This window comes from Variovorax sp. 3319, from assembly GCF_031456585.1.
GTDB classification, from domain to species: domain Bacteria; phylum Pseudomonadota; class Gammaproteobacteria; order Burkholderiales; family Burkholderiaceae_C; genus Variovorax; species Variovorax paradoxus_P.
In genome coordinates, this window is the sequence record NZ_JAVDUZ010000013.1 from 1 (window position 1) to 18,670 (window position 18,670).

General features: G+C 64.6%; 19 protein-coding genes. 12 read left to right on the plus strand and 7 right to left on the minus strand.

The features are described 5' to 3' along the window. Positions 1-717 (plus strand): tryptophan 7-halogenase (locus tag J2X67_RS23475; protein ID WP_309957018.1); only part of this gene is annotated, 717 nt, incomplete at its 5' end. On the opposite strand, the gene J2X67_RS23480 is transcribed toward J2X67_RS23475, so the two are convergent. Together J2X67_RS23480 and panE are read right to left on the minus strand one after the other, a co-directional pair. Beyond that, complete coding sequence (locus tag J2X67_RS23480; protein WP_309957020.1) at positions 704-1,426, minus strand: Asp/Glu/hydantoin racemase; 723 nt, start codon at positions 1,424-1,426, stop codon at positions 704-706. The genes J2X67_RS23475 and J2X67_RS23480 overlap by 14 nt on opposite strands. 13 nt (positions 1,427-1,439) lie before the next feature. Continuing rightward, positions 1,440-2,372, minus strand: a complete 933-nt coding sequence (gene panE / locus J2X67_RS23485; protein WP_309957022.1) for a 2-dehydropantoate 2-reductase — start codon at positions 2,370-2,372, stop codon at positions 1,440-1,442. 182 nt (positions 2,373-2,554) lie between these two features. Here panE and J2X67_RS23490 point away from each other — a divergent pair, with 182 nt between their 5' ends. After that, the gene (locus tag J2X67_RS23490) at positions 2,555-3,112 is read left to right on the plus strand and encodes an NAD(P)H-dependent oxidoreductase (protein ID WP_309957023.1); all 558 of its coding nucleotides are present in this window, start codon (positions 2,555-2,557) and stop codon (positions 3,110-3,112) included. Positions 3,113-3,205: 93 nt separating this feature from the next. On the opposite strand, the gene J2X67_RS23495 is transcribed toward J2X67_RS23490, so the two are convergent. Then, positions 3,206-3,853 (minus strand): FMN-dependent NADH-azoreductase, encoded by a 648-nt coding sequence (locus J2X67_RS23495; RefSeq protein WP_309957025.1) that lies wholly within the window; start codon positions 3,851-3,853, stop codon positions 3,206-3,208. A gap of 130 nt (positions 3,854-3,983) precedes the next feature. Here J2X67_RS23495 and J2X67_RS23500 point away from each other — a divergent pair, with 130 nt between their 5' ends. The 8 genes from J2X67_RS23500 (at position 3,984) to J2X67_RS23535 (ending at position 10,687) form a co-directional block, all read left to right on the plus strand. Then, positions 3,984-4,898, plus strand: coding sequence for a LysR family transcriptional regulator (locus tag J2X67_RS23500; RefSeq protein ID WP_309957026.1), 915 nt, complete (start codon positions 3,984-3,986; stop codon positions 4,896-4,898). A 127-nt stretch (positions 4,899-5,025) separates the two neighbouring features. Beyond that, on the plus strand, positions 5,026-5,667 hold the full coding sequence (locus J2X67_RS23505) for a peroxiredoxin (RefSeq protein ID WP_157613757.1): 642 nt from the start codon (positions 5,026-5,028) through the stop codon (positions 5,665-5,667). A 20-nt stretch (positions 5,668-5,687) separates the two neighbouring features. Further along, positions 5,688-6,263 (plus strand): alpha/beta hydrolase, encoded by a 576-nt coding sequence (locus J2X67_RS23510; protein ID WP_309957028.1) that lies wholly within the window; start codon positions 5,688-5,690, stop codon positions 6,261-6,263. Continuing rightward, the gene (locus tag J2X67_RS23515; protein WP_309957030.1) at positions 6,260-7,276 is read left to right on the plus strand and encodes a sulfate ABC transporter substrate-binding protein; all 1,017 of its coding nucleotides are present in this window, start codon (positions 6,260-6,262) and stop codon (positions 7,274-7,276) included. The genes J2X67_RS23510 and J2X67_RS23515 overlap by 4 nt, the downstream gene beginning before the upstream one ends. Next, positions 7,277-8,164, plus strand: coding sequence for a sulfate ABC transporter permease subunit CysT (gene cysT / locus J2X67_RS23520; protein WP_258506059.1), 888 nt, complete (start codon positions 7,277-7,279; stop codon positions 8,162-8,164). It begins immediately after the preceding gene. A gap of 1 nt (position 8,165) precedes the next feature. Further along, complete coding sequence (gene cysW / locus J2X67_RS23525; protein ID WP_309957032.1) at positions 8,166-9,068, plus strand: sulfate ABC transporter permease subunit CysW; 903 nt, start codon at positions 8,166-8,168, stop codon at positions 9,066-9,068. Between the two features lie 18 nt (positions 9,069-9,086). Continuing rightward, positions 9,087-10,184: a sulfate/molybdate ABC transporter ATP-binding protein gene (locus tag J2X67_RS23530; RefSeq protein WP_126746404.1), complete on the plus strand. Its 1,098-nt coding sequence runs from the start codon at positions 9,087-9,089 to the stop codon at positions 10,182-10,184. Further along, entirely contained in the window at positions 10,181-10,687 is a 507-nt protein-coding gene (locus J2X67_RS23535; RefSeq protein ID WP_309957035.1) for a disulfide bond formation protein B, read from the plus strand. Before J2X67_RS23530 ends, J2X67_RS23535 begins: the two co-directional genes overlap by 4 nt. 19 nt (positions 10,688-10,706) lie before the next feature. Here the strand turns inward: J2X67_RS23535 and J2X67_RS23540 are convergent, their stop codons facing one another. From J2X67_RS23540 to J2X67_RS23555, 4 genes are all read right to left on the minus strand, one after another. Continuing rightward, positions 10,707-11,399 (minus strand): mobilization protein, encoded by a 693-nt coding sequence (locus tag J2X67_RS23540; RefSeq protein WP_126746403.1) that lies wholly within the window; start codon positions 11,397-11,399, stop codon positions 10,707-10,709. Between the two features lie 69 nt (positions 11,400-11,468). Beyond that, a complete protein-coding gene (locus tag J2X67_RS23545; protein ID WP_309957037.1) occupies positions 11,469-12,767 on the minus strand; it encodes a type II toxin-antitoxin system HipA family toxin in 1,299 nt (432 codons plus the stop codon). Next, the gene (locus J2X67_RS23550) at positions 12,764-13,084 is read right to left on the minus strand and encodes a helix-turn-helix domain-containing protein (protein WP_309957039.1); all 321 of its coding nucleotides are present in this window, start codon (positions 13,082-13,084) and stop codon (positions 12,764-12,766) included. Before J2X67_RS23550 ends, J2X67_RS23545 begins: the two co-directional genes overlap by 4 nt. 60 nt (positions 13,085-13,144) lie before the next feature. After that, a complete protein-coding gene (locus J2X67_RS23555) occupies positions 13,145-13,903 on the minus strand; it encodes a hypothetical protein (RefSeq protein ID WP_309957041.1) in 759 nt (252 codons plus the stop codon). Positions 13,904-14,016: 113 nt separating this feature from the next. Here J2X67_RS23555 and smc point away from each other — a divergent pair, with 113 nt between their 5' ends. Next, a complete protein-coding gene (smc, locus tag J2X67_RS23560; protein ID WP_309957043.1) occupies positions 14,017-17,532 on the plus strand; it encodes a chromosome segregation protein SMC in 3,516 nt (1,171 codons plus the stop codon). 14 nt (positions 17,533-17,546) lie between these two features. After that, positions 17,547-18,653: a cell division protein ZipA C-terminal FtsZ-binding domain-containing protein gene (locus tag J2X67_RS23565; RefSeq protein ID WP_309957044.1), complete on the plus strand. Its 1,107-nt coding sequence runs from the start codon at positions 17,547-17,549 to the stop codon at positions 18,651-18,653. Positions 18,654-18,670: the final 17 nt, after the last annotated feature.

Consider the following 18,670-nt stretch of genomic DNA (forward strand, 5'->3'; position numbering starts at 1 on the left):
GGAAACATCAGCATCTGCTGGTTTCCGCACGGCTGGTTCTGGTTCATTCCGCTGGCCGACGGCACCACCAGCGTGGGCGCGGTCTGCTGGCCCTATTACCTGAAGACGCGCGACAAGCCGCTGAAAGACTTTTTCTACGACACCATCGCGCTTTGCCCGGTGCTGGTCGATCGGCTGAAGAATGCCACGCTGGTGGACGACGCAGTGCACGCCACCGGCAACTTCTCGTATTCGAGCACCCATGCCACGGGCGACCGCTACCTGATGCTGGGCGATGCCTTCACCTTCATCGACCCGATGTTCTCGTCCGGCGTGTACCTGGCCATGCACAGCGCATTCGACGGTGCCGAACTCGTGGCCACGGCGCTGGACAAGCCGGCCGAGTTGGCGCCCGCGCGCAAAGATTTCGAAGCCATGATGCGCAAGGGACCGCGCGAGTATTCGTGGTTCATCTATCGGGTGACCAACCCGACGATCCGCGACATGTTCATGCACCCGGGCAACCCGTTCCGCGTGAAGGAAGGGCTGATGTCGCTGCTGGCAGGCGACATCTATCGCGACACGCCGATCTGGCGGGCGCTCGGCATGTTCAAGTTTCTGTACTACTTCATCTCGATCACCCACATGCGCCGCACGTGGGAGGGATGGAAGCGGCACCGCTTCAACACCCGCGACATGGGCGCGTTGAAGGGCGAGACGATTCTCAAATCGGAGTAGTGAAGGTAGCGGGCCCCGCCAGAGCTGTGGCCTGCGCAGCCCATGCCGTGCGCGAAGCGCGCAGCGTTGCCACAGCATGCGCAACGCCAGGCGCCGGACTTGCGAGCACCTCGATGCCGAGGTCGGCCAGTCGGCGCGCCACGGGGGCCATGGAGGCCTGCGCCAGGACCACGGCGTCGGCTGCCCCAGCGGCGGTGCGAATTGCCTTGGCCAGGGTTTCGATATAGCGCACGGTGTCGCCAGCCTCGAAGTACGGCCAGGCTTCTTCCACCCACAGCACACTCGGCCTCACGCCGGCGCCGGCCTGCGCCGCAGTTGAAAGAATGAGCGCGGTCGTCGGCTCCAGGGTGCTTTCGAGCGCAGCCGCAATCAGCACGCGCGGACCGGCGCGCACGGCCCGCTCGGCCATTGCCCGGTCGATGCGCTGGGCGGTAAAGGCACCTCCCGTCGCGGTTTTTTCGGCAATGCCGCCGATGGTGGAGCAGGTGCATGCAACCACCGCGGCGCCGTCGGATGCGGCCTCGCGCATGGCGTCATGCACGCGCGCGGCGAGCTTGGGGCTATCGATGCCGTTGGCACGGGCTTCCTGCAGCAACTCTTCCCTGACCAGATGACGCACCTCCAGCTCGGGAGCAATCTCGCGGGTGAGTTGCTCGAAGGTCGGCACATGCACCTGCGCGGTGTGGAGAAACGCGATGGCGTCAGTCATCGGGAAACCCTCGTCAAGTGGCTTGGCGGGCGCGTTGCGCCTCGTAGGCTTTCAGGTGGACGTAGGCGATGCGCAGCACCGAAGGTATTGCCGAACGGCCAACGGGCGCACGGCCCAGCAAGTCTCCGACGATGTGGTCGGCCTCGACCGCCGCACCGCGCACGATGTCCTTGTACATGGATGCGGTCATCGGCGAGCCCGGTGCGGTCATGATGGCGCGGCCGCGCTCGATGGCTGCGGGGCGGGGCGCGAAGCCGTTGTGCGCGGCAATGGCACAGCATTCATCGAAGATTGCGAGCGCCACGTCCTGGCCGCCCGCGCTCGCGATGTCGCCGATAGATGCGCGCATGAGGCTGGTGAGGCCGGCGGCCGAAGCGATGAAGACCCATTTCTCCCACATGTCCTGCGAAATGGTCTCGCTTGCGGTGGCGCTGAACTTTGCGCCGTCGAACTGCGCCGCAATGGCGTCGACACGCGCCGAGCGCCCGCCGGCGCGTTCGCCGTAGCTCAGGCCGTGCATGTCGTTGAGGTGCAGCACGCGGCCTTCGTCGTCCAGCGTGGCCGAGATCATGCAAAGGCCGCCCAGCACACGTTCGTCGCCGAAGCGCTCCACCAGGCGCTCGATGTGACCCATGCCGTTGAGCAAGGGGAGAATGACCGTGTTGGGGCCCACCGCCGGTGCGAACGAATCCATGGTCGAGTCGAGATCGTAGGCCTTGCTTCCGACCACGATCACATCGAAAGGGGCCTTGATGTCTTCGGCAAGCACATGCGGCGGCGAGGGCAGTTGCAAGTTGCCGAACGGGCTTTGGACGACCAGCCCTGTTTTCGCGATTTGCGCCGCGCGCCGGGGGCGCAGCAGAAAAGTCACGTCGCGTCCCGCCTCCAGCAGTCGGCCGCCGAAATAACCGCCGAGCGCGCCGGCACCCACCATCAAGAATCTCATCGCGAATTGCTCCTGGATCGAAAGAACCCGGACGATGATGCCCGCGATCGGGCCAGGCTGCTTGCGGTGCCGAAAAGGCGGTCGGAAGGGAAGAGCTTTTCTGGAAAAGGTCTTGGGCGCTTCGCATAATGGTTTTCGCCACCTTTCACATTCCTCTTACTCAACCCAAAGGAGCTTCATTCATGAGCCAGACCCGAATTGCCGTGATCGTCGGCAGCCTTCGCAAGGATTCCTACAACCAGAAGCTCGCCCTTGCGCTGGCGCATCTCGCACCGTCGGACTTCACCTTCGAGCATTTGCGCATTGATGACTTGCCCCTGTACAACCAGGACGACGACGGCAACCAGGCACCTTCGGTGAAACGGCTCAAGACGGAGATCGCCGCGGCCGATGGCTTGTTGTTCGTGACGCCCGAGTACAACCGCTCGTTTCCCGGCCTGCTGAAGAACGCAATCGACCACGCTTCGCGTCCATATGGCCAGAGTGCCTGGGCGGGCAAGCCGGCGGCGGTGGTCGGAATTTCGGTGGGCGCCACCGGCACCGCGCTGGCGCAGCAGCACTTGCGCAACGTGCTGGCGTACCTCGACGTTCCGACGTTGGGCGCACCTGAAATATTCCTGCAGTTCAAGGATGGCCTGTTCGACGACAAGGGCCACATCGGCAATGAAGGAACGAAGAAGTTCCTGCAGGGGTGGATGGACAAGTACGTTGGCTGGATCAAGACGCACTCGGGCGCCTGACGCGCCGGCCAGCCATCGGGCAACCCGGCCTGATCGGGCAGGCGTGAAAAAGCCGCTCCTGGGAGCGGCTTTTTTCTTGGGAGCGAGCGAAGCTCAGGCGGCTTGAGCCACGTCCTTCTGGTTGGCGGCTTCTGCCGTTGCCGTGAGGATGTCTGCACGCGCGGCAGCCAGTGCGGCGGCCTTGGGTGCGTCGCCCATGGCAAGGCCTTCGGCGCGCACGTACCGCACGTCGGTAATGCCGAAGAAGCCGAAGATTGCCTTCAGGTAGCTCTCTTGATGTTCCAGGGCACGGCCGCCTTCGGAGGTCGAGTAGATGCCGCCGCGGCTCGAAGCCACGATCACGGTCTTGCCGCCGGCCAGGCCCACGGGGCCCTTGTCGGTGTACTTGAACGTGCGGCCGATCTGGGCGAGGCGGTCGATCCAGGCCTTGAGCTGGGTCGGGATCGAGAAGTTGTACAGCGGCGCGCCCACAACGATGACGTCCGAGGCGAGGAACTGGCTCACGAGCTTTTCGGAGAGCTCGTTTTCGCGCTGCTGGGCTTCGGTCGGCTGGGCCTGCACGCCCGTCTTGATGCCCAGGGCATCGGCGCTGAAGTGGGGCGGCGTGTTCACCGCGAGGTCGAGGTATTCGACCGTGGTGTCCGGATGCGCGGCTTTCCACGCGGCCACGATCTCGGCTGTGAGGAGGCGGGAGGTCGAGTTGGAACTCAGGATGCTGGAATCGACGTGGAGCAGTTTCATGGTGAATCGCTTTCGTGTGAGGGTCGACGCTCAAAAGTGGCCGACGATGTGAGAATTCTATTTTTGGTGCGAGTCTTCGATAAGTAGGCAAAATTTGCCTACATCGTTCTGTTTGCAGGACAATCGACTCATGCAAGACCTTAACGACATGGTTTTCTTCGCTGAAGTGGCGGAGCGGGGTGGCTTTGCCGCGGCAAGCCGCGCGCTCGGGGTTCCCAAGTCGCGGCTGTCGCGCCGCGTGGCCGATCTCGAGGAGCGGCTGGGCGTGCAACTCATGCAGCGCAGCACCAGGCGGCTTTCGCTCACGCCGGCGGGCGAAATCTACTTGAGGCATTCGGCAGCCATGCGCGACGCAGCACAGGCCGCGGCCGAGGCCGTGGCGCAGGTGCAGACGGAGCCAAGCGGCATGGTGCGGCTGAGCTGCCCCATTTCCATTGCACACAGCGGGTTGGGCCGGTTGCTGCCCCAGTTCATGGAGCGCTACCCGGGTGTGCGTGTCGATCTGCGGGTGATGAACAGGCCGGTCGACCTGATCGAGGAGGGCATCGACATCGCCTTGCGTGTGCGGCCGGCCATCGAGGACAGCACTACGCTGGTGGCCAAGGTGCTGGGAACGAGCCGCGCGGTGCTGGTGATGAGGCCGGACCTGCTGAAGCGCCAGGGCCCGGTGAAAACGCCCGCCGACCTTGCGCGGCTCCAGACCGCGGCCATGTCGGCCAACAGCGAAGGGCGCAGCGAATGGCGGCTCGAAGGCCCCAATGGCGAGACTTATACGCACATTCATACGCCCCGCTACGTGGCAGACGATCTCGCGACGTTGCAACTCGCCGTGCTCGAGGGCGCGGGTGCAACCCTGCTGCCCGGCTACATGTGCCGTGAAGATGTGGAGGCCGGCCGGCTCGCGAGAGTTCTGCCCGAGTGGGGGCCGCCGGCCGTCATTGCGCACATGGTTTTTCCATCCCGGCGAGCGCTGGTGCCGGCGGTGCGGCGGTTGATCGATTTCCTGGCCGAGCACTTGCACGGGAGCGAAACCGGCATGTACTAGCGTCTTGCCAATTCAGCGCCGGGCGTTCGTTATGCGAAAAACGCCATAACCAAACAAGTAGATATTCGTTTGGCATTGAAGCAGGCGTTCGCACAATCCCAGGTCCCATCCAATCCAAGGAGCGACCATGGCGACCCTGCGACTCGGCGACACAGCCCCCAATTTCACCCAGGATTCCAGCGAAGGCCCCCTCGACTTCTATCAGTGGGCCGGCGATTCGTGGGTCGTGTTCTTCTCGCACCCCGCCGATTTCACGCCTGTTTGCACCACGGAGCTCGGCAAGACCGCGGCGCTGTCGGGCGAGTTTGCCAAGCGCGGCGTAAAGCCCATTGCGCTGAGCGTCGACCCGGCCACCAAGCACAAGGAGTGGATCGGCGACATCAACGAGACGCAGAACACCACGGTGAACTTCCCGATCGTGGCCGACCACGATCGCAAGGTGGCCGACCTGTACGACCTGATTCACCCCAACGCATCGGCCACGGCCACGGTGCGCAGCGTGTTCATCATCGATCCGAAGAAGGTGATTCGCGCGACCATCACGTACCCGGCCTCCACGGGCCGCAATTTCGACGAGATCCTGCGCGTGATCGACTCGCTGCAGCTCACCGACAGCCACAAGGTGGCTACCCCCGTGAACTGGAAGGACGGCGACGACGTGGTCATCGTTCCGAGCATCCAGGACCCGGCTGAACTGGCAGAGCGCTTTCCCAAGGGCTTCAAGGCCGTCAAGCCCTACCTGCGCATCACGCCGCAGCCCAACAAGTAAGCAGGCAGGGCAGCGCCGCCATGCAGACTTCGGTGATCATCGTGCCCGGCTGGCGCGACTCCGGGCCCGGCCATTGGCAGAGCCTGTGGGAGCAGCGCATTCCGGGCGCGGCGCGGGTGGTGCAGGACGACTGGGCGTCGCCCAAGCGCGAGGCCTGGGTGGCCGCGCTGGCCAGGCTGGTGCTCGAAAGCCCCGGCCCGGTGGTGATTGCCGCGCACAGCCTGGGCTGCATTGCAACGGCGCACCTGCCGGCCGAGGCTGCCGCGCGCATCCGGGGTGCGCTCCTGGTGGCGCCGGCCGACCCCGAGCGCCGGGCCGTTCTGTCCGACTTTGCGCCCGTGCCGTATGCGGCCCTGCCGTATCGCAGCATCGTGGTGGCAAGCAGCAACGATCCGTATTGCCCGATCCGCCTGGCCGGCGCATATTCCCGCGCCTGGGGCAGTGAGTTTGTCCGCATGCAGAATGCGGGGCATATCAATATCGATTCGGGGCATGGAGACTGGCCGCTCGGCCTGGCCTTGCTCCAGTCGTTGACCGACGAGCCCGCCGCATGGCCGGCGGGCCGTGAATTTTCAGAAAACTTGGCAACCACATGACTTCCAGACTCAAGATCTTCGCCGCCGTGCTCGCGTTGGCGTCCTCCGCATTCGCAGGCAGCAGCGCCTTTGCCCAGGGCACCACGCTGCTGAACGCCTCGTACGATGTGGCGCGCGAGTTCTACAAGGACTACAACGCGGCGTTCGTGGCCCACTACAAGAAGGCCACGGGCAAGGACGTGAAGATCGACCAGTCGCATGGCGGCTCCAGTGCGCAAGCGCGCGCCGTGGCCGACGGCCTCGACGCCGACGTGGTGACCATGAACACCTCGACCGACATCGACTTTCTGGCCAACACGGGCGTGGTCGCCAAGGACTGGAACAAGCAGTTTCCCGAGAACGCATCGCCGACCACGTCGACCATGCTGTTCCTCGTGCGCAACGGCAACCCCAAGGGCATCAAGGACTGGGAAGACCTGGTCAAGCCAGGCGTGCAGGTGGTCATCGTCAACCCCAAGACCGGCGGCAACGGGCGCTATGCCTACCTTGCGGCCTGGGGCTACGTGAAGAAGAAGGGCGGCACCGATGCCCAGGCGGCCGAGTTCGTCGGCAAGCTGTTCAAGAACGTGCCGGTGCTGGCGCGCGGCGGCCGCGACGCGACAACGGCCTTCCTGCAGCGCAACATCGGCGATGCGCTCATCACCTTCGAATCCGAAGTGGTGTCGATCGACCGCGAGTTCGGCACGGGCAAGGTCGACTCGGTCTACCCGTCGATCAGCATCGTGGCCGAGAACCCGGTGGCGCTGGTCGAACGCACGACCAAGAAGAAGGGCACCGGCGAGCTCGCCAAGGCTTATCTCGACTGGCTCTATTCCGAAGAAGCGCAGGAAATTGCGGCCAAGCATGCGCTGCGCCCGCGCTCGCAGGCGGTGCTGAAGAAGCACGCCGCCACGTTCAAGCCGCTGCAGCTGTTCACGGTGCAGGAGCTTTTTGGCAGCCTTGGCGATGCACAGAAGGTGCACTTCAACGACGGCGGCCAGTTCGACAAGCTGTACACACCCGGCGCAAAGTAAATGAGCGGCGCTGTTTCTTCGGCGCTCCCGTCCGCGGGAGCGCCGCTTTCGCATGTGAACCGGGCAGGGGGCTCCAGGCGGGTGCTGCCGGGCTTTCACATCACGCTCGGCTTCTCGATCTTCTATCTATGCCTGATCGTCCTGATCCCGCTGTCGGCGCTGGTCTTCAAGACCTTCACGCTCAGCTGGGAGCAGTTCTGGGTGGCGGTGACCGCACCGCGGGTGATGGCCTCCTACCGGCTCACGTTCGGCGCATCGCTGCTCGCGGCGATGGTAAATGCGGTGTTCGGCCTGCTGGTGGCCTGGGTGCTGGTGCGCTACAAGTTTCCGGGCAAGCGAATCGTCGATGCGTTGGTTGACCTGCCTTTTGCCTTGCCCACGGCAGTGGCCGGCATTTCGCTCACCGCGCTGCTTGCGGGCAATGGCTGGATCGGGCAGTTGCTCGAACCGCATGGCATCAAGCTGGCTTTCACGCCGGCGGGCATTGTCATCGCGCTGATCTTCATCGGCCTGCCGTTCGTGGTGCGCACCGTGCAGCCGGTGCTCGAAGACGCCGAAAAAGAGCTTGAAGAAGCCGCTACGTCGCTCGGCGCCACGCGCCTGCAGACCTTCACCAAGGTAATCTTCCCGTCGATTGCGCCCGCATTGCTCACCGGCTTTGCAATGGCTTTTGCAAGGGCTATCGGCGAATACGGCTCGGTGATTTTCATTGCCGGCAACATGCCGATGATTTCGGAAATCACGCCGCTCATCATCATCGGCAAGCTAGAGCAATACGACTTTGCCGGCGCCACCGCAGTCGCCCTCGTGATGCTGGTGATCTCGTTCATCCTGCTGCTCGTCATCAACGGCTTGCAAGCCTGGCAGCGCCGACGCGCAGGAGCATGAGATGAGCGCACCTTCCAAAGTCATTCGCCGCGCGCAGGCCGGCACCACCGAATCGCCCTGGGTACGCTGGCTGCTGATCGGCATTGCGCTCGCGTTCATGTTCCTGTTTCTGGTGCTGCCGCTGGCGGCGGTGGCAACCGAGGCCTTGCGCAAGGGCGTGGGCGCCTATGTCGAGGCGCTGAAAGAGCCCGACGCCTGGAGCGCGATTCGCCTCACGCTCATTACGGCGGCCATATCGGTGCCGCTGAACCTGGTGTTCGGCGTTGCTGCAGCATGGGCCATTGCCAAGTTCGAATTCCGCGGCAAGGCTTTTCTGACCACCCTGGTCGACCTGCCGTTTGCGGTGTCGCCGGTGGTGGCGGGCCTGATCTACGTGCTGGTGTTCGGTGCGCAGGGCTGGCTGGGCCCATGGCTTGCCGAGCATGACATCAAGATCATCTTCGCTGTACCGGGCATCGTGCTTGCAACGGTGTTCGTGACCTTTCCGTTCATTGCGCGCGAGCTCGTACCGCTGATGCAGGCGCAAGGCACCGACGAAGAGCAGGCCGCCATCGTCCTGGGCGCGACCGGTTGGCAGACCTTCTGGCGCGTGACGCTGCCCAACATCAAGTGGGGTTTGCTGTACGGGGTGATTCTTTGCAACGCGCGCGCCATGGGCGAGTTTGGCGCGGTGTCGGTGGTGTCCGGCCATATTCGGGGGCAGACCAACACGATGCCGCTGCATGTGGAAGTGCTCTACAACGAGTACCAGTCAGTGGCCGCGTTTGCCGTGGCGTCGCTGCTGGCCATCCTTGCGCTGGTTACGCTGGTGATCAAGACGGTCATCGAATGGCGCCACGAGCGCGAGATGAAAGCCATTGCCGAACTGCCGCCGGAACGTCCGCCCGAGCCCACGGTGGCCTGAGAGAGAAAGAACAAGATCATGAGCATCGAAATCCGCAACATCAGCAAGCAGTTCGGCGACTTCCGCGCATTGAACAACGTCAACCTCGACGTCGAATCGGGCGAGCTTGTCGCGCTGCTCGGCCCCTCGGGCTGCGGCAAGACCACGCTGCTGCGCATCATCGCGGGGCTGGAAACGGCCGATACCGGCAGCATTCTCTTTTCGGGCGAAGACACCACCGACGTGCATGTGCGCGAGCGGCAGGTGGGCTTTGTGTTTCAGCACTACGCGCTGTTTCGCCACATGACCGTGTTCGAGAACGTCGCTTTCGGCCTGCGCGTGAAGCCGCGCAAGGAGCGCCCGAGCGACGCGCAGATCAAGCAGAAGGTAACCGACCTGCTCAAGCTGGTGCAGCTCGACTGGCTGGCCGATCGCTACCCGTCGCAGCTCTCGGGTGGCCAGCGACAGCGCATTGCGCTCGCCCGTGCGCTCGCTGTCGAACCCAAGGTGCTGCTGCTCGACGAACCCTTCGGCGCGCTCGACGCCAAGGTGCGCAAAGAGCTGCGCCGCTGGTTGCGCCGCCTGCACGACGAGCTGCATGTCACGTCGATCTTTGTCACGCACGACCAGGAAGAAGCGCTCGAAGTGGCCGACCGCGTGGTGGTCATCAACAAGGGCCGCATCGAGCAGGTCGGTTCGCCGCAAGAAGTGTGGGACCAGCCCGCGAGCCCGTTTGTCTACGGTTTTCTGGGCGATGTGAACCTGTTTCATGGCCGGGCCGACAACGGCGCGGTACAGCTGGACGGCATGCGCCTGGACTCGCCCGAACACAGCGGTGCGCGCGACGCCAAGGCAATGGCCTATGTGCGCCCGCATGACCTCACCGTCGAGCGCTATACCGCCGGTGCGACCGGCATCGTGGCCACACTGTCGCGCGCCATCGTGGTCGGCCCGATCGCGCGTCTGGAACTTGAGCCCACCGAAACGAATCCAGATAATCCGGGCTCCGGAACCATCATCGAAGCGCAAATCCCTGCGCAACAGTTCCGTGAACTGGGCTTGAACGAGGGCGACACAGTGGTTGCCACGCCTCGCAAGGCCCGGGTGTTCGTAGAAGAAGATTGGGTTTCCCCTTGATCGATTGGTACTTCGGCGCGCCGCGCCGTGCGTATGGGCTGATTTGCCTGGCCTGTGTTCTCATGCTGGCCTTCGGGCTTTATCTTCAGCACGTGGTGGGCCTGGAGCCGTGCCCGATGTGCATCGTGCAGCGGTATGCACTGGTGCTGGTGGCGGTCTTCACCGGGCTGGCAGGCATGTTCCGCAGCCGCGGCCTGCAGGTAACCGGCGGCGTCCTGGCGCTGGTGTCGGCTGTCGGCGGTGCCTACACGGCCGCCGCACAGAGCTGGCTGCAGTGGTATCCGCCCGAGGTTGTCTCGTGCGGGCGCGACCTGTACGGAATGATCGAGACCTTTCCGCTCAAGCGCGCGTTGCCGATGATCTTTCGCGGTGGCGGCGATTGCTCGAAGGTCGACTGGACGCTGTTTGGCCTGACGCTGGCGAACTGGGCGTTCGTCGCCTTCTTCGTTCTCGCGGTTTTGCTGCTGGTGCTGATCTTCCGCAAGCGCCCGGCGGCGCGCTGAACGCGCTGAACCCGCCAGTTTAGAGCGGCAGGGTGTCGAAGGCCGCGTAGGCGGTTGCCAGCCAGGACTTCACGCGCTGGCGCTCCAGCAAGCCCAGTGCGTGTGGCCCTTCGCGGTCGTTCACGGCCTTCCAGAAACTGGTGTTCTGCGCATCGATCTTGCGCATGCTCGCCTCGTGCAGGCGAGGCAGCGTGATCACGCGGGCACCGTTTGCCGTGGCCTTGGAGAGGGACTGCGACGCGAGCAGCATGCCAAAGTCGCTGCCGCGGCCGTAGTTCTGAACCACGATGTAGTTGGGGCGGTTGCCGAAGGTGTCGATCAGCGTGCCGAGCAGGTCGGTGGAGTCTTTGCCGTCGTCCAGCACATGCCAGAAGTTGACCGCCACGCCCAGTTCGACAAACACGTCGAAGAGATCCGACTCCTTGATCCAGCGCGAAAGCGGTGCCAGTGTTTGCGCGGCAAGATCGACGATGACGCTTTGCTGCGGATTGGTTTCGAAGCCGTTCACCACGGTGTCCAGGCCTTCGAAGCTGTCGACCACGATGGGCGAAGCAAAGCCTTCATAGAAACGCGTGAACGAACTGTGGGAGCGGTCGGTGTCGAAGCCCGTGAAAGGCCGGCTGTGGTCGATGAAGTACTGCGCCAGCACGCGCGCCGTAACCGACTTGCCGACACCGCCTTTTTCGCCGCCGATGAAATTGATGGAGCTCATGAGTTGCTGCTGCCTCGAATGGGTTGAGGGGTGAAGGTCCGGATCATTCTAGGGGCCGCTTTTCTTTTGTTATTTGCCGCGCTTGGCCATGCCTTGCAGCAAGGGGTGTGCCTGCAAGCGCTGCTGCAGCCGTTTTTTCCACGGCGCGGGCAGCGTCGATGCATCGATCATCGCGGGCCACTGGCCGCGCGCGAGCCGCGCCGTATCTGCAATGACGCGCCGGACCAGCGGTTCATGCAGCCCGGTAGAGAAGCAGAAGGCGCGCACATTGGCGGGCGTGAACAGGGCTGTGCGTTTGGGAGCAGCGCCTCCGCCCGGTGCGGGCAGAAGCGGAAGAGCATGTCCGTCGACGCCCTGGAGCGCGGCATACGCCACGATGTCGTACGCCGGCGCAAGCCGTGGCGCAATGCCGTCCGGATAGATCACGCCGAAGTTCTTCAGGTGTGCGTCGGGGTTGCCGAGCAGGTCGTTCACCGCCAGGCGTCGCACGAGTTCGAGCACGGCTTCTTCGCCCAGCGACGGAAAGGCGCGCATGGCAAGCGCCATGTCGAGGTAGCTGGCGCTGTACTTGTGCATCGGGTCGACCGCGAGCACTTGCGCAAAATCTTCGAAATGAATGCGGCGGGCGCCTTCGCGGTCGAAGCGTGTGACGGCAAGAAAATCCGGCTCGTCGGGCAGCGCATAGCTGTGCTCGGCGGCAATGGCAGAAAGCGGTGCGAGTTCGGCATGGCACACCTCTACACCCGCTGCGCCCGCCAGCTGAAGCGAAAGCATTTCCAGCTGGGGCATGTGCGGGCGGCCGGCCATGGGCAGCTTGGCGATCACGCGCGTGCTTGCGCCAGCGCGCGTTCGCGCCACGTAGCGGCCGCCCTGGCGGCGCAGGCCAAGCTTTGGCTGCACGCCCGACACCGAGATGCCCTGCGGCATGGGCAGTTCGACCACGGACATCTCGAGCGCGTCCTGGTCTTGCGTAATGAGCCGTTGCAACGTGCCGCGGTCCACCGAAACTGGACGTGCGCTCACCGCGCCAGGAAGGTCGCCGCCGCATGCAGCCAGAAGCTCGAAATGATCGTTGTCGCGGCAGCCGCGCAATTGCGCGATATGGCTGCGCAGAACGCCTTCAGGCAAGAGGTTCTGGAAAAACCGCGGAAGCTGGCCGCCCTGTGCATTGAAGAGCGGGTTCTTCACGTCGCTCCACAGGGCCGACTGCGTGGCCGGGTCGCTCGCCACCATCGAGAGCGACAGCACTTCGGCCGGCGGCGCGGCAACCAGTTCGGGCTCGGCCACAAAGCGGCACAGGTCGGCGTACTGGAAGAGCTTGCCGAAGCGGCGCGATCCCAGCGAGATTTCCAGGATCTTGACGTTCATGGCGAGCGGCGCCGCTTGTCGATATAGGGCGGCGGAGAGGGTGCTTGCGCTATGGCATGGCCCACGCGCGTGGCGACGGGGCGATAGCCGGCATCTGTGGGCGCGCTTTCCCCAAAACCCTTGGGCGCAAGCTGCAGTTCGAGGCCGATGGCGTCGACCAGTGCCAGCAGTGACGACAGCTGCGGATTGCCCTTGAGGCTCAGCGCGTTGCGCACCGAGCGCTCTGTGAGGCCGGAGCGTTGTGCGATTTCCGTATTAGAAAGGCCGGCGGCGTCACGCCGAGCCATGAGAGCGTTGATGAGTTCCTGCTTGATCACGGAAAGATATTACCGCAAACCGCAATTTGGGAAATATGTTTCCGGGAGGCAACCCTTGTCTTACCGGGGAATCAGGGTGAAAAAGGGCATGACGACACCCATGATCCAGTTTTGCCCGAAGTCGAGCGCGGCGCGGCGGTATTTTTCGTCGGCCTGGGCGGCCAGCAGGTCGAGCCGGGCCACCACCTTCGACAGCTCACGGTCGGCCACGAGGTTGCGGCCTCGCTCGCTGATTTCGGTGGCCAGCAGCAGGGGCTGCCCGTCCGGGCCGGTCTTGGAGGAGATCAGCCACAGCGATATTTCGAAATTGCGGGCGGCGCGGTAGCTGTTTTCGGCATTGACGCCATCCAGCATGGTCTGGTCCCAAGTGTCGCCATTGGCCTGCTTGAGCATTGAAGCCCAGCCGACCACCAGTGCCGCAACGCGGTCGCCCTGGTAACCCTGCGCACTGGTGTCGAAGGCCAGCCGGATGGCATCGATGCCGGTGGCGCCGCGCAGCTCGGGCAAGGCGGGGCCCGTCAACACCGCGTCCCAGGCGCGTTGGGCGGCGGCTTCGATGCTTGCCGCCGATTTGCGCCATTCGCGGGGATTGCGACGGTACAGCGTGGTTTGCACGCGCCGGATCGACTGAAGGTTGTCCCGCAGCGAAAGGTTGGCAATGCGGTTGGCGCTGGATTGCAACCATTCCTGGTTGGCATAAGGCTCGGCGCGCTCGGTGGAACGGGTGGCGGCGCAACCGCCAAGGCCCACCAGCGCAGCCGCGCCGGCAAGCAGGTAGCCACGGCGGGCAGTGAAGGGTGAAACCAGGGAATCGCTCATGCCCTGACGTTATCATTCACAGCTGGGGCGGCGGCCTGCTTCAAGCGGCGGGCCCGTGCAATTTTCCTTACAAATCAATACCTTGGCGCTATGCCAAGGCAGGCCGACAAGTCGTGCGTCTTAATTCCATCAAGCTTTCGGGCTTCAAGTCGTTCGCCGAACCCACCAACTTCCTGTTGCCAGGCCAACTGGTCGGCGTTGTCGGGCCCAATGGTTGCGGCAAGTCGAACATCATGGATGCGGTGCGCTGGGTGCTGGGCGAGTCGCGCGCGTCGGAACTGCGCGGCGAATCGATGCAGGACGTGATCTTCAACGGCACGACCACCCGCAAGCAGGCCAGCCGTTCGAGCGTGGAACTGGTGTTCGACAACGCCGACCACCGCGCCGGCGGCCAATGGAACCAGTTCGGCGAAATTGCCGTGCGGCGTGTGCTCACGCGCGATGGCACCAGCAGCTACTACATCAACAACCAGCCCGTGCGCCGGCGCGACGTGCAGGACGTGTTCCTGGGCACCGGCCTCGGCCCGCGCGCCTACGCCATCATCGGGCAGGGCACGATCAGCCGGATCATCGAATCCAAGCCCGAGGAACTGCGCCTGTTCCTGGAAGAAGCCGCAGGCGTTTCCAAGTACAAGGAGCGCCGCCGCGAAACCGAGAACCGCCTGGGCGACACGCGTGAGAACCTCACGCGCGTCGAAGACATTCTTCGCGAACTGAACGCGAACCTCGAAAAGCTCGAGAAGCAGGCCGAGGTGGCCGCGCGCTACAACACGCTGCAGGGCGAAGCCACGAAGAAGCAGCACCAGCTGTGGTTCCTGAAGCGCAGCGAAAGCGATGCCGACCAGGCCAAGATCAAGGCCGACTCCGAAAAAGCAATCAACGACCTGGAGTCGCGAACTGCCGATCTGCGCCGCATCGAATCCGAACTCGAAACCGTGCGCCAGGCGCATTACGCAGCGGGCGACCAGGTCAACCAGGCCCAGGGCAAGCTCTACGAAGCCAGCGCGGAAGTGGGCCGCCTTGAAGGCGAGATCCGCTTTGTGGTCGAGGGCCGCCAGCGCGTGGAGCAGCGGCTTGTTCAACTGCGCGAGCAAATGGGCCAATGGGGCCGCCGCCGCGAAGAGGCCGAAGCCGAGATCGAAACGCTGGCGGGCCAGGGTGTCGATGCCGAAGAGCAAGCCGTCATGCTGGCCGCGCAGCTCGAAGAGCACGACGCTCGCATGCCCGAGCTGGAAGAAGCGCAGCAGCGCGCCCAGGACGAGGCCAATTCGCAGCGCGCCGCAGTGGTGCAGATCCAGCAGCAGATCCAGGTGCTGGCCGCCGACCAGCGCAACATCGAAGACCAGAGCCGGCAGCTGACGCAGCGCGGCGAACGCCTGCGCGCCGACCAGAACGCCCTGGCCGCGCCCGACGAAGCCCGCCTGCAATCCATGCAGGAAGAGCACGCTGCCGCTCAGGAAGCCGCAAGCGAAGCCGAAGCCCGCCTGCATGAACTGCAGGAATCGGTGCCGCAGCTCGACGACGACCGCCGGGTGAAGCAGCAGGCCGTCAATACCGAGAGCGCCCGGCATGCCGAACTCTCGGCGCGGCTCGAAGCGCTACGCGCGCTGCAGGAAAAGGTCAAGACCGACGGCAAGCTCGCGCCCTGGCTCGCCAAGCACGGGCTCGAAGGCATGCAAGGCCTGTGGAGCCGCATCCATATTGAGCAGGGCTGGGAAAACGCGCTCGAAGCGGCGCTGCGCGAGCGCCTGGGCGCACTCGAAGTCAGCCGGCTCGACATGGTTCGCGCGTTCGGCAACGATGCGCCGCCCGCCAAGCTGGCGTTCTACAGCCCGCCCGATGCAGGCGTGCCGCAAGGTACGGCTGCGTTGCCCCGGTTGTCGAGCCTGTTGCGCCTGAACGATGCCGGCCTGCAAGCCCTGCTGACCGATTGGCTCCACGGCTGCTACACGGCCCAGAGTTTCGAAGAGGCCCTTGCACAGCGCGGCACGCTGCAGCCAGGCGAAGTCATCTACGTGCAGACCGGCCATGCCGTGTTCTCGCACAGCGTGAACTTCTATGCCCCGGATTCCGAGCAGGCCGGCCTGCTGGCACGCCAGCAGGAAATGGAAAACCTCGAACGCCAGCTGCGTGCGCAAACGCTCATCAGCGAAGAAGCACGCACCGCGCTGGTCCGCGCCGAAGCCGCCTACGCCGATGCCGCACAGCGCCTTGTAACGGCGCGCCGTGAAGCAGCCGAAACGCAATCGCGCGCACACGAACTGCAGGTTGAAACGCTGCGCATGACGCAGCTTGCCGAGCAGACGCGCGCGCGCAGCGAGCAACTGGCAGCCGACCTCGCCGAAGTCGATGCGCAACTTGAAGAACTGCAAGAAAAGCGCATGGCCGCCGAGGGCCGCTTCGAAGAACTCGACATGCAGCTGGCCGACAGCCAGGAGCGCCATGCGCAACTCGACGAGCGCGTGATCGAAGCCGGCCGCGCATTGGCCGCAAGCCGCGAACAGCACCGCAGCCTGGAGCGCCAGGCGCAAGAAGCCACTTTCTCGCAGCGCACGCTCGAAGCCCGCCGCGGCGAGCTGAGCCGGGCCATCGAAACCGCATCGCAGCAGGTGGTTGCACTTACCGACGAAGACGAGCGCGCCAGGACCGAACTTGGCCGCTTGTCCGATGCGGCAGCCCAAGCCGGCCTGCAGGACGCGCTGGCGCTCAAGCTCGAGCGCGAAGCCGCTCTGGGCGCAGCACGCAGCCAATACGACGACCTTACGCTGAAGCTGCGCGCCAGCGACGAACGCCGGCTGCAGCTGGAGCGGGAACTCGATCCGCTGCGCCAGCGCATTACCGAATTCCAGCTCAAGGAACAGGCCGCGCGCCTGGGTGTCGAGCAATACCAGCAACTGCTCGACGATGCGGGTGCCGACCTCGAAGCCGTTGCCCAGTCGATCGAAACCGACAAGGTGCGCCTCACAGGCCTGCAAAGTGAAATCGATCGCCTGAACCGCGAAGTGGTTGCACTAGGTGCGGTCAACCTGGCGGCGCTGGACGAGCTTGCCATTGCCAGCGAGCGCAAGATCTTCCTCGATGCGCAGTCGGCCGACCTGAACGAAGCCATCGGCACGCTCGAAGACGCGATTCGCAAGATCGACGGAGAAACCCGCGAGCTTCTTGGCGGCACCTTCAAGATCGTCAACGAGCACTTCAGCCGAATGTTCCCCGAGCTCTTCGGCGGCGGAAACGCCAGGCTGATGATGACGGGCGACGAAATCCTGGACTCGGGCGTGCAGGTAATGGCGCAGCCGCCGGGCAAGAAGAACCAGACCATCCACTTGCTCTCGGGCGGCGAAAAAGCGCTCACGGCTATCGCCCTGGTTTTTGCCATCTTCCAGCTCAACCCGGCGCCTTTCTGTCTGCTCGACGAGGTGGACGCGCCGCTGGACGACGCGAACACCGAACGCTATGCCAAACTCGTGACCGCCATGAGCCGCGAAACCCAGTTCCTCTTCATCAGCCACAACAAGATCGCCATGGAAATGGCCGAGCAGCTGATCGGCGTGACCATGCAGGAGCAGGGCGTGTCGCGCATCGTTGCGGTCGACATGGAGTCGGCGGTCTCGATGGTCGAAGCTGCTTAAGCCGAGCAGCGCACATGAGCAATCTCACTCTCGCCCTGGCCATCCTCGGCGGCCTCGTTCTCGCGGCCGTCGTGGCCTACAACACCGTCACCTCGCGCCGCAACGCGCCCCGCCAGCCCGACGCAGCCAGCGAAGATTTTTCTGATGCGGAACGCTCGCCGCGGCCCGCGGCCGACGGGGTGGAGCCGACGCTTCACACCGATCCGCACCAGATGCCGCCAGGACAGGAGCGGCACGAGCCCTTGTTCGATCCCGATCTGCCTGCGCCCGGTGCCAACCCGCTGCCTGCCGCTGAGCGGCGCGGCGGGCTCGATCCGCTCATCGACGTGATCGCACCTGTGTCGCTGGACGGACTTGCCTCGGGCGATGCGGCCATCGCGGCAATGCCGTCCACGCGCCGCGCCGGCAGCAAGCCCGTTGCCATCGAGGGGCTGAACGAGCACACCGGCCAATGGGAGCCGCCCGTGGCGGGCCAGCGCTACAGCGCGTTCCAGGTTGGCGTGCAGCTGGCCAATCGCACCGGTGCACTCAACGAAATCGAATACTCCGAGTTCGTGGTGAAGGCGCAGGCCTTTGCCGATGCGGTCAATGGCGCGCTCGAATTTCCCGAGATGCTCGACGAAGTGGCGCGCGCACGCGAGCTCGATCAGTTTGCCAGCGCGCACGACGCGCAACTGGGCTTTGTGCTGCGCGCGCTGCACGCGGCCTGGAGCCCCGGCTATGTGCAGCAGAACGCAGCCCGTTTGGGTTTTGTGGCGGGCATCATTCCCGGCCGCATGGTGCTGCCGACCAGTGAAGTCGGGCTGCCGCCGATCCTCGGACTTTCGTTCGACACCCAGGCCGCGCTGGCCGATGACCCGGCGCAGTCGGCCATCCGCGAGCTCAGCCTCAGCCTGGACGTGCCGCAAGTCGACCGCGCCGAGCAGCCGTTCCGCCGCATGCGCGAAGCCGCCGCCACGCTGGCACGCGAAATGGACGGCGTGGTAACCGACAGCGACGGACAGCTGCTGCGCGAGGAAACCATGGACGTGATCGGTGCCGACCTCGAGCAGCTCTACGACACGCTCGAATCGCGCGACCTGGCCGCCGGTTCGCCTTTGGCGCGACGCCTCTTCAGCTGATCCGACCTCTTCGGGAG

Coding starts and splice junctions, on each gene's coding strand:
- J2X67_RS23505 (WP_157613757.1), top strand. CDS start 5,026: ATGGCGACCCTGCGACTCGGCGACACAGCCCCCAATTTCACCCAGGAT.
- J2X67_RS23500 (WP_309957026.1), top strand. CDS start 3,984: ATGCAAGACCTTAACGACATGGTTTTCTTCGCTGAAGTGGCGGAGCGG.
- J2X67_RS23495 (WP_309957025.1), bottom strand. CDS start 3,853: ATGAAACTGCTCCACGTCGATTCCAGCATCCTGAGTTCCAACTCGACC.
- J2X67_RS23530 (WP_126746404.1), top strand. CDS start 9,087: ATGAGCATCGAAATCCGCAACATCAGCAAGCAGTTCGGCGACTTCCGC.
- J2X67_RS23480 (WP_309957020.1), bottom strand. CDS start 1,426: ATGACTGACGCCATCGCGTTTCTCCACACCGCGCAGGTGCATGTGCCG.
- cysW (WP_309957032.1), top strand. CDS start 8,166: ATGAGCGCACCTTCCAAAGTCATTCGCCGCGCGCAGGCCGGCACCACC.
- J2X67_RS23555 (WP_309957041.1), bottom strand. CDS start 13,903: ATGAGCGATTCCCTGGTTTCACCCTTCACTGCCCGCCGTGGCTACCTG.
- J2X67_RS23515 (WP_309957030.1), top strand. CDS start 6,260: ATGACTTCCAGACTCAAGATCTTCGCCGCCGTGCTCGCGTTGGCGTCC.
- J2X67_RS23510 (WP_309957028.1), top strand. CDS start 5,688: ATGCAGACTTCGGTGATCATCGTGCCCGGCTGGCGCGACTCCGGGCCC.
- cysT (WP_258506059.1), top strand. CDS start 7,277: ATGAGCGGCGCTGTTTCTTCGGCGCTCCCGTCCGCGGGAGCGCCGCTT.
- J2X67_RS23540 (WP_126746403.1), bottom strand. CDS start 11,399: ATGAGCTCCATCAATTTCATCGGCGGCGAAAAAGGCGGTGTCGGCAAG.
- J2X67_RS23490 (WP_309957023.1), top strand. CDS start 2,555: ATGAGCCAGACCCGAATTGCCGTGATCGTCGGCAGCCTTCGCAAGGAT.
- J2X67_RS23565 (WP_309957044.1), top strand. CDS start 17,547: ATGAGCAATCTCACTCTCGCCCTGGCCATCCTCGGCGGCCTCGTTCTC.
- panE (WP_309957022.1), bottom strand. CDS start 2,372: ATGAGATTCTTGATGGTGGGTGCCGGCGCGCTCGGCGGTTATTTCGGC.
- J2X67_RS23545 (WP_309957037.1), bottom strand. CDS start 12,767: ATGAACGTCAAGATCCTGGAAATCTCGCTGGGATCGCGCCGCTTCGGC.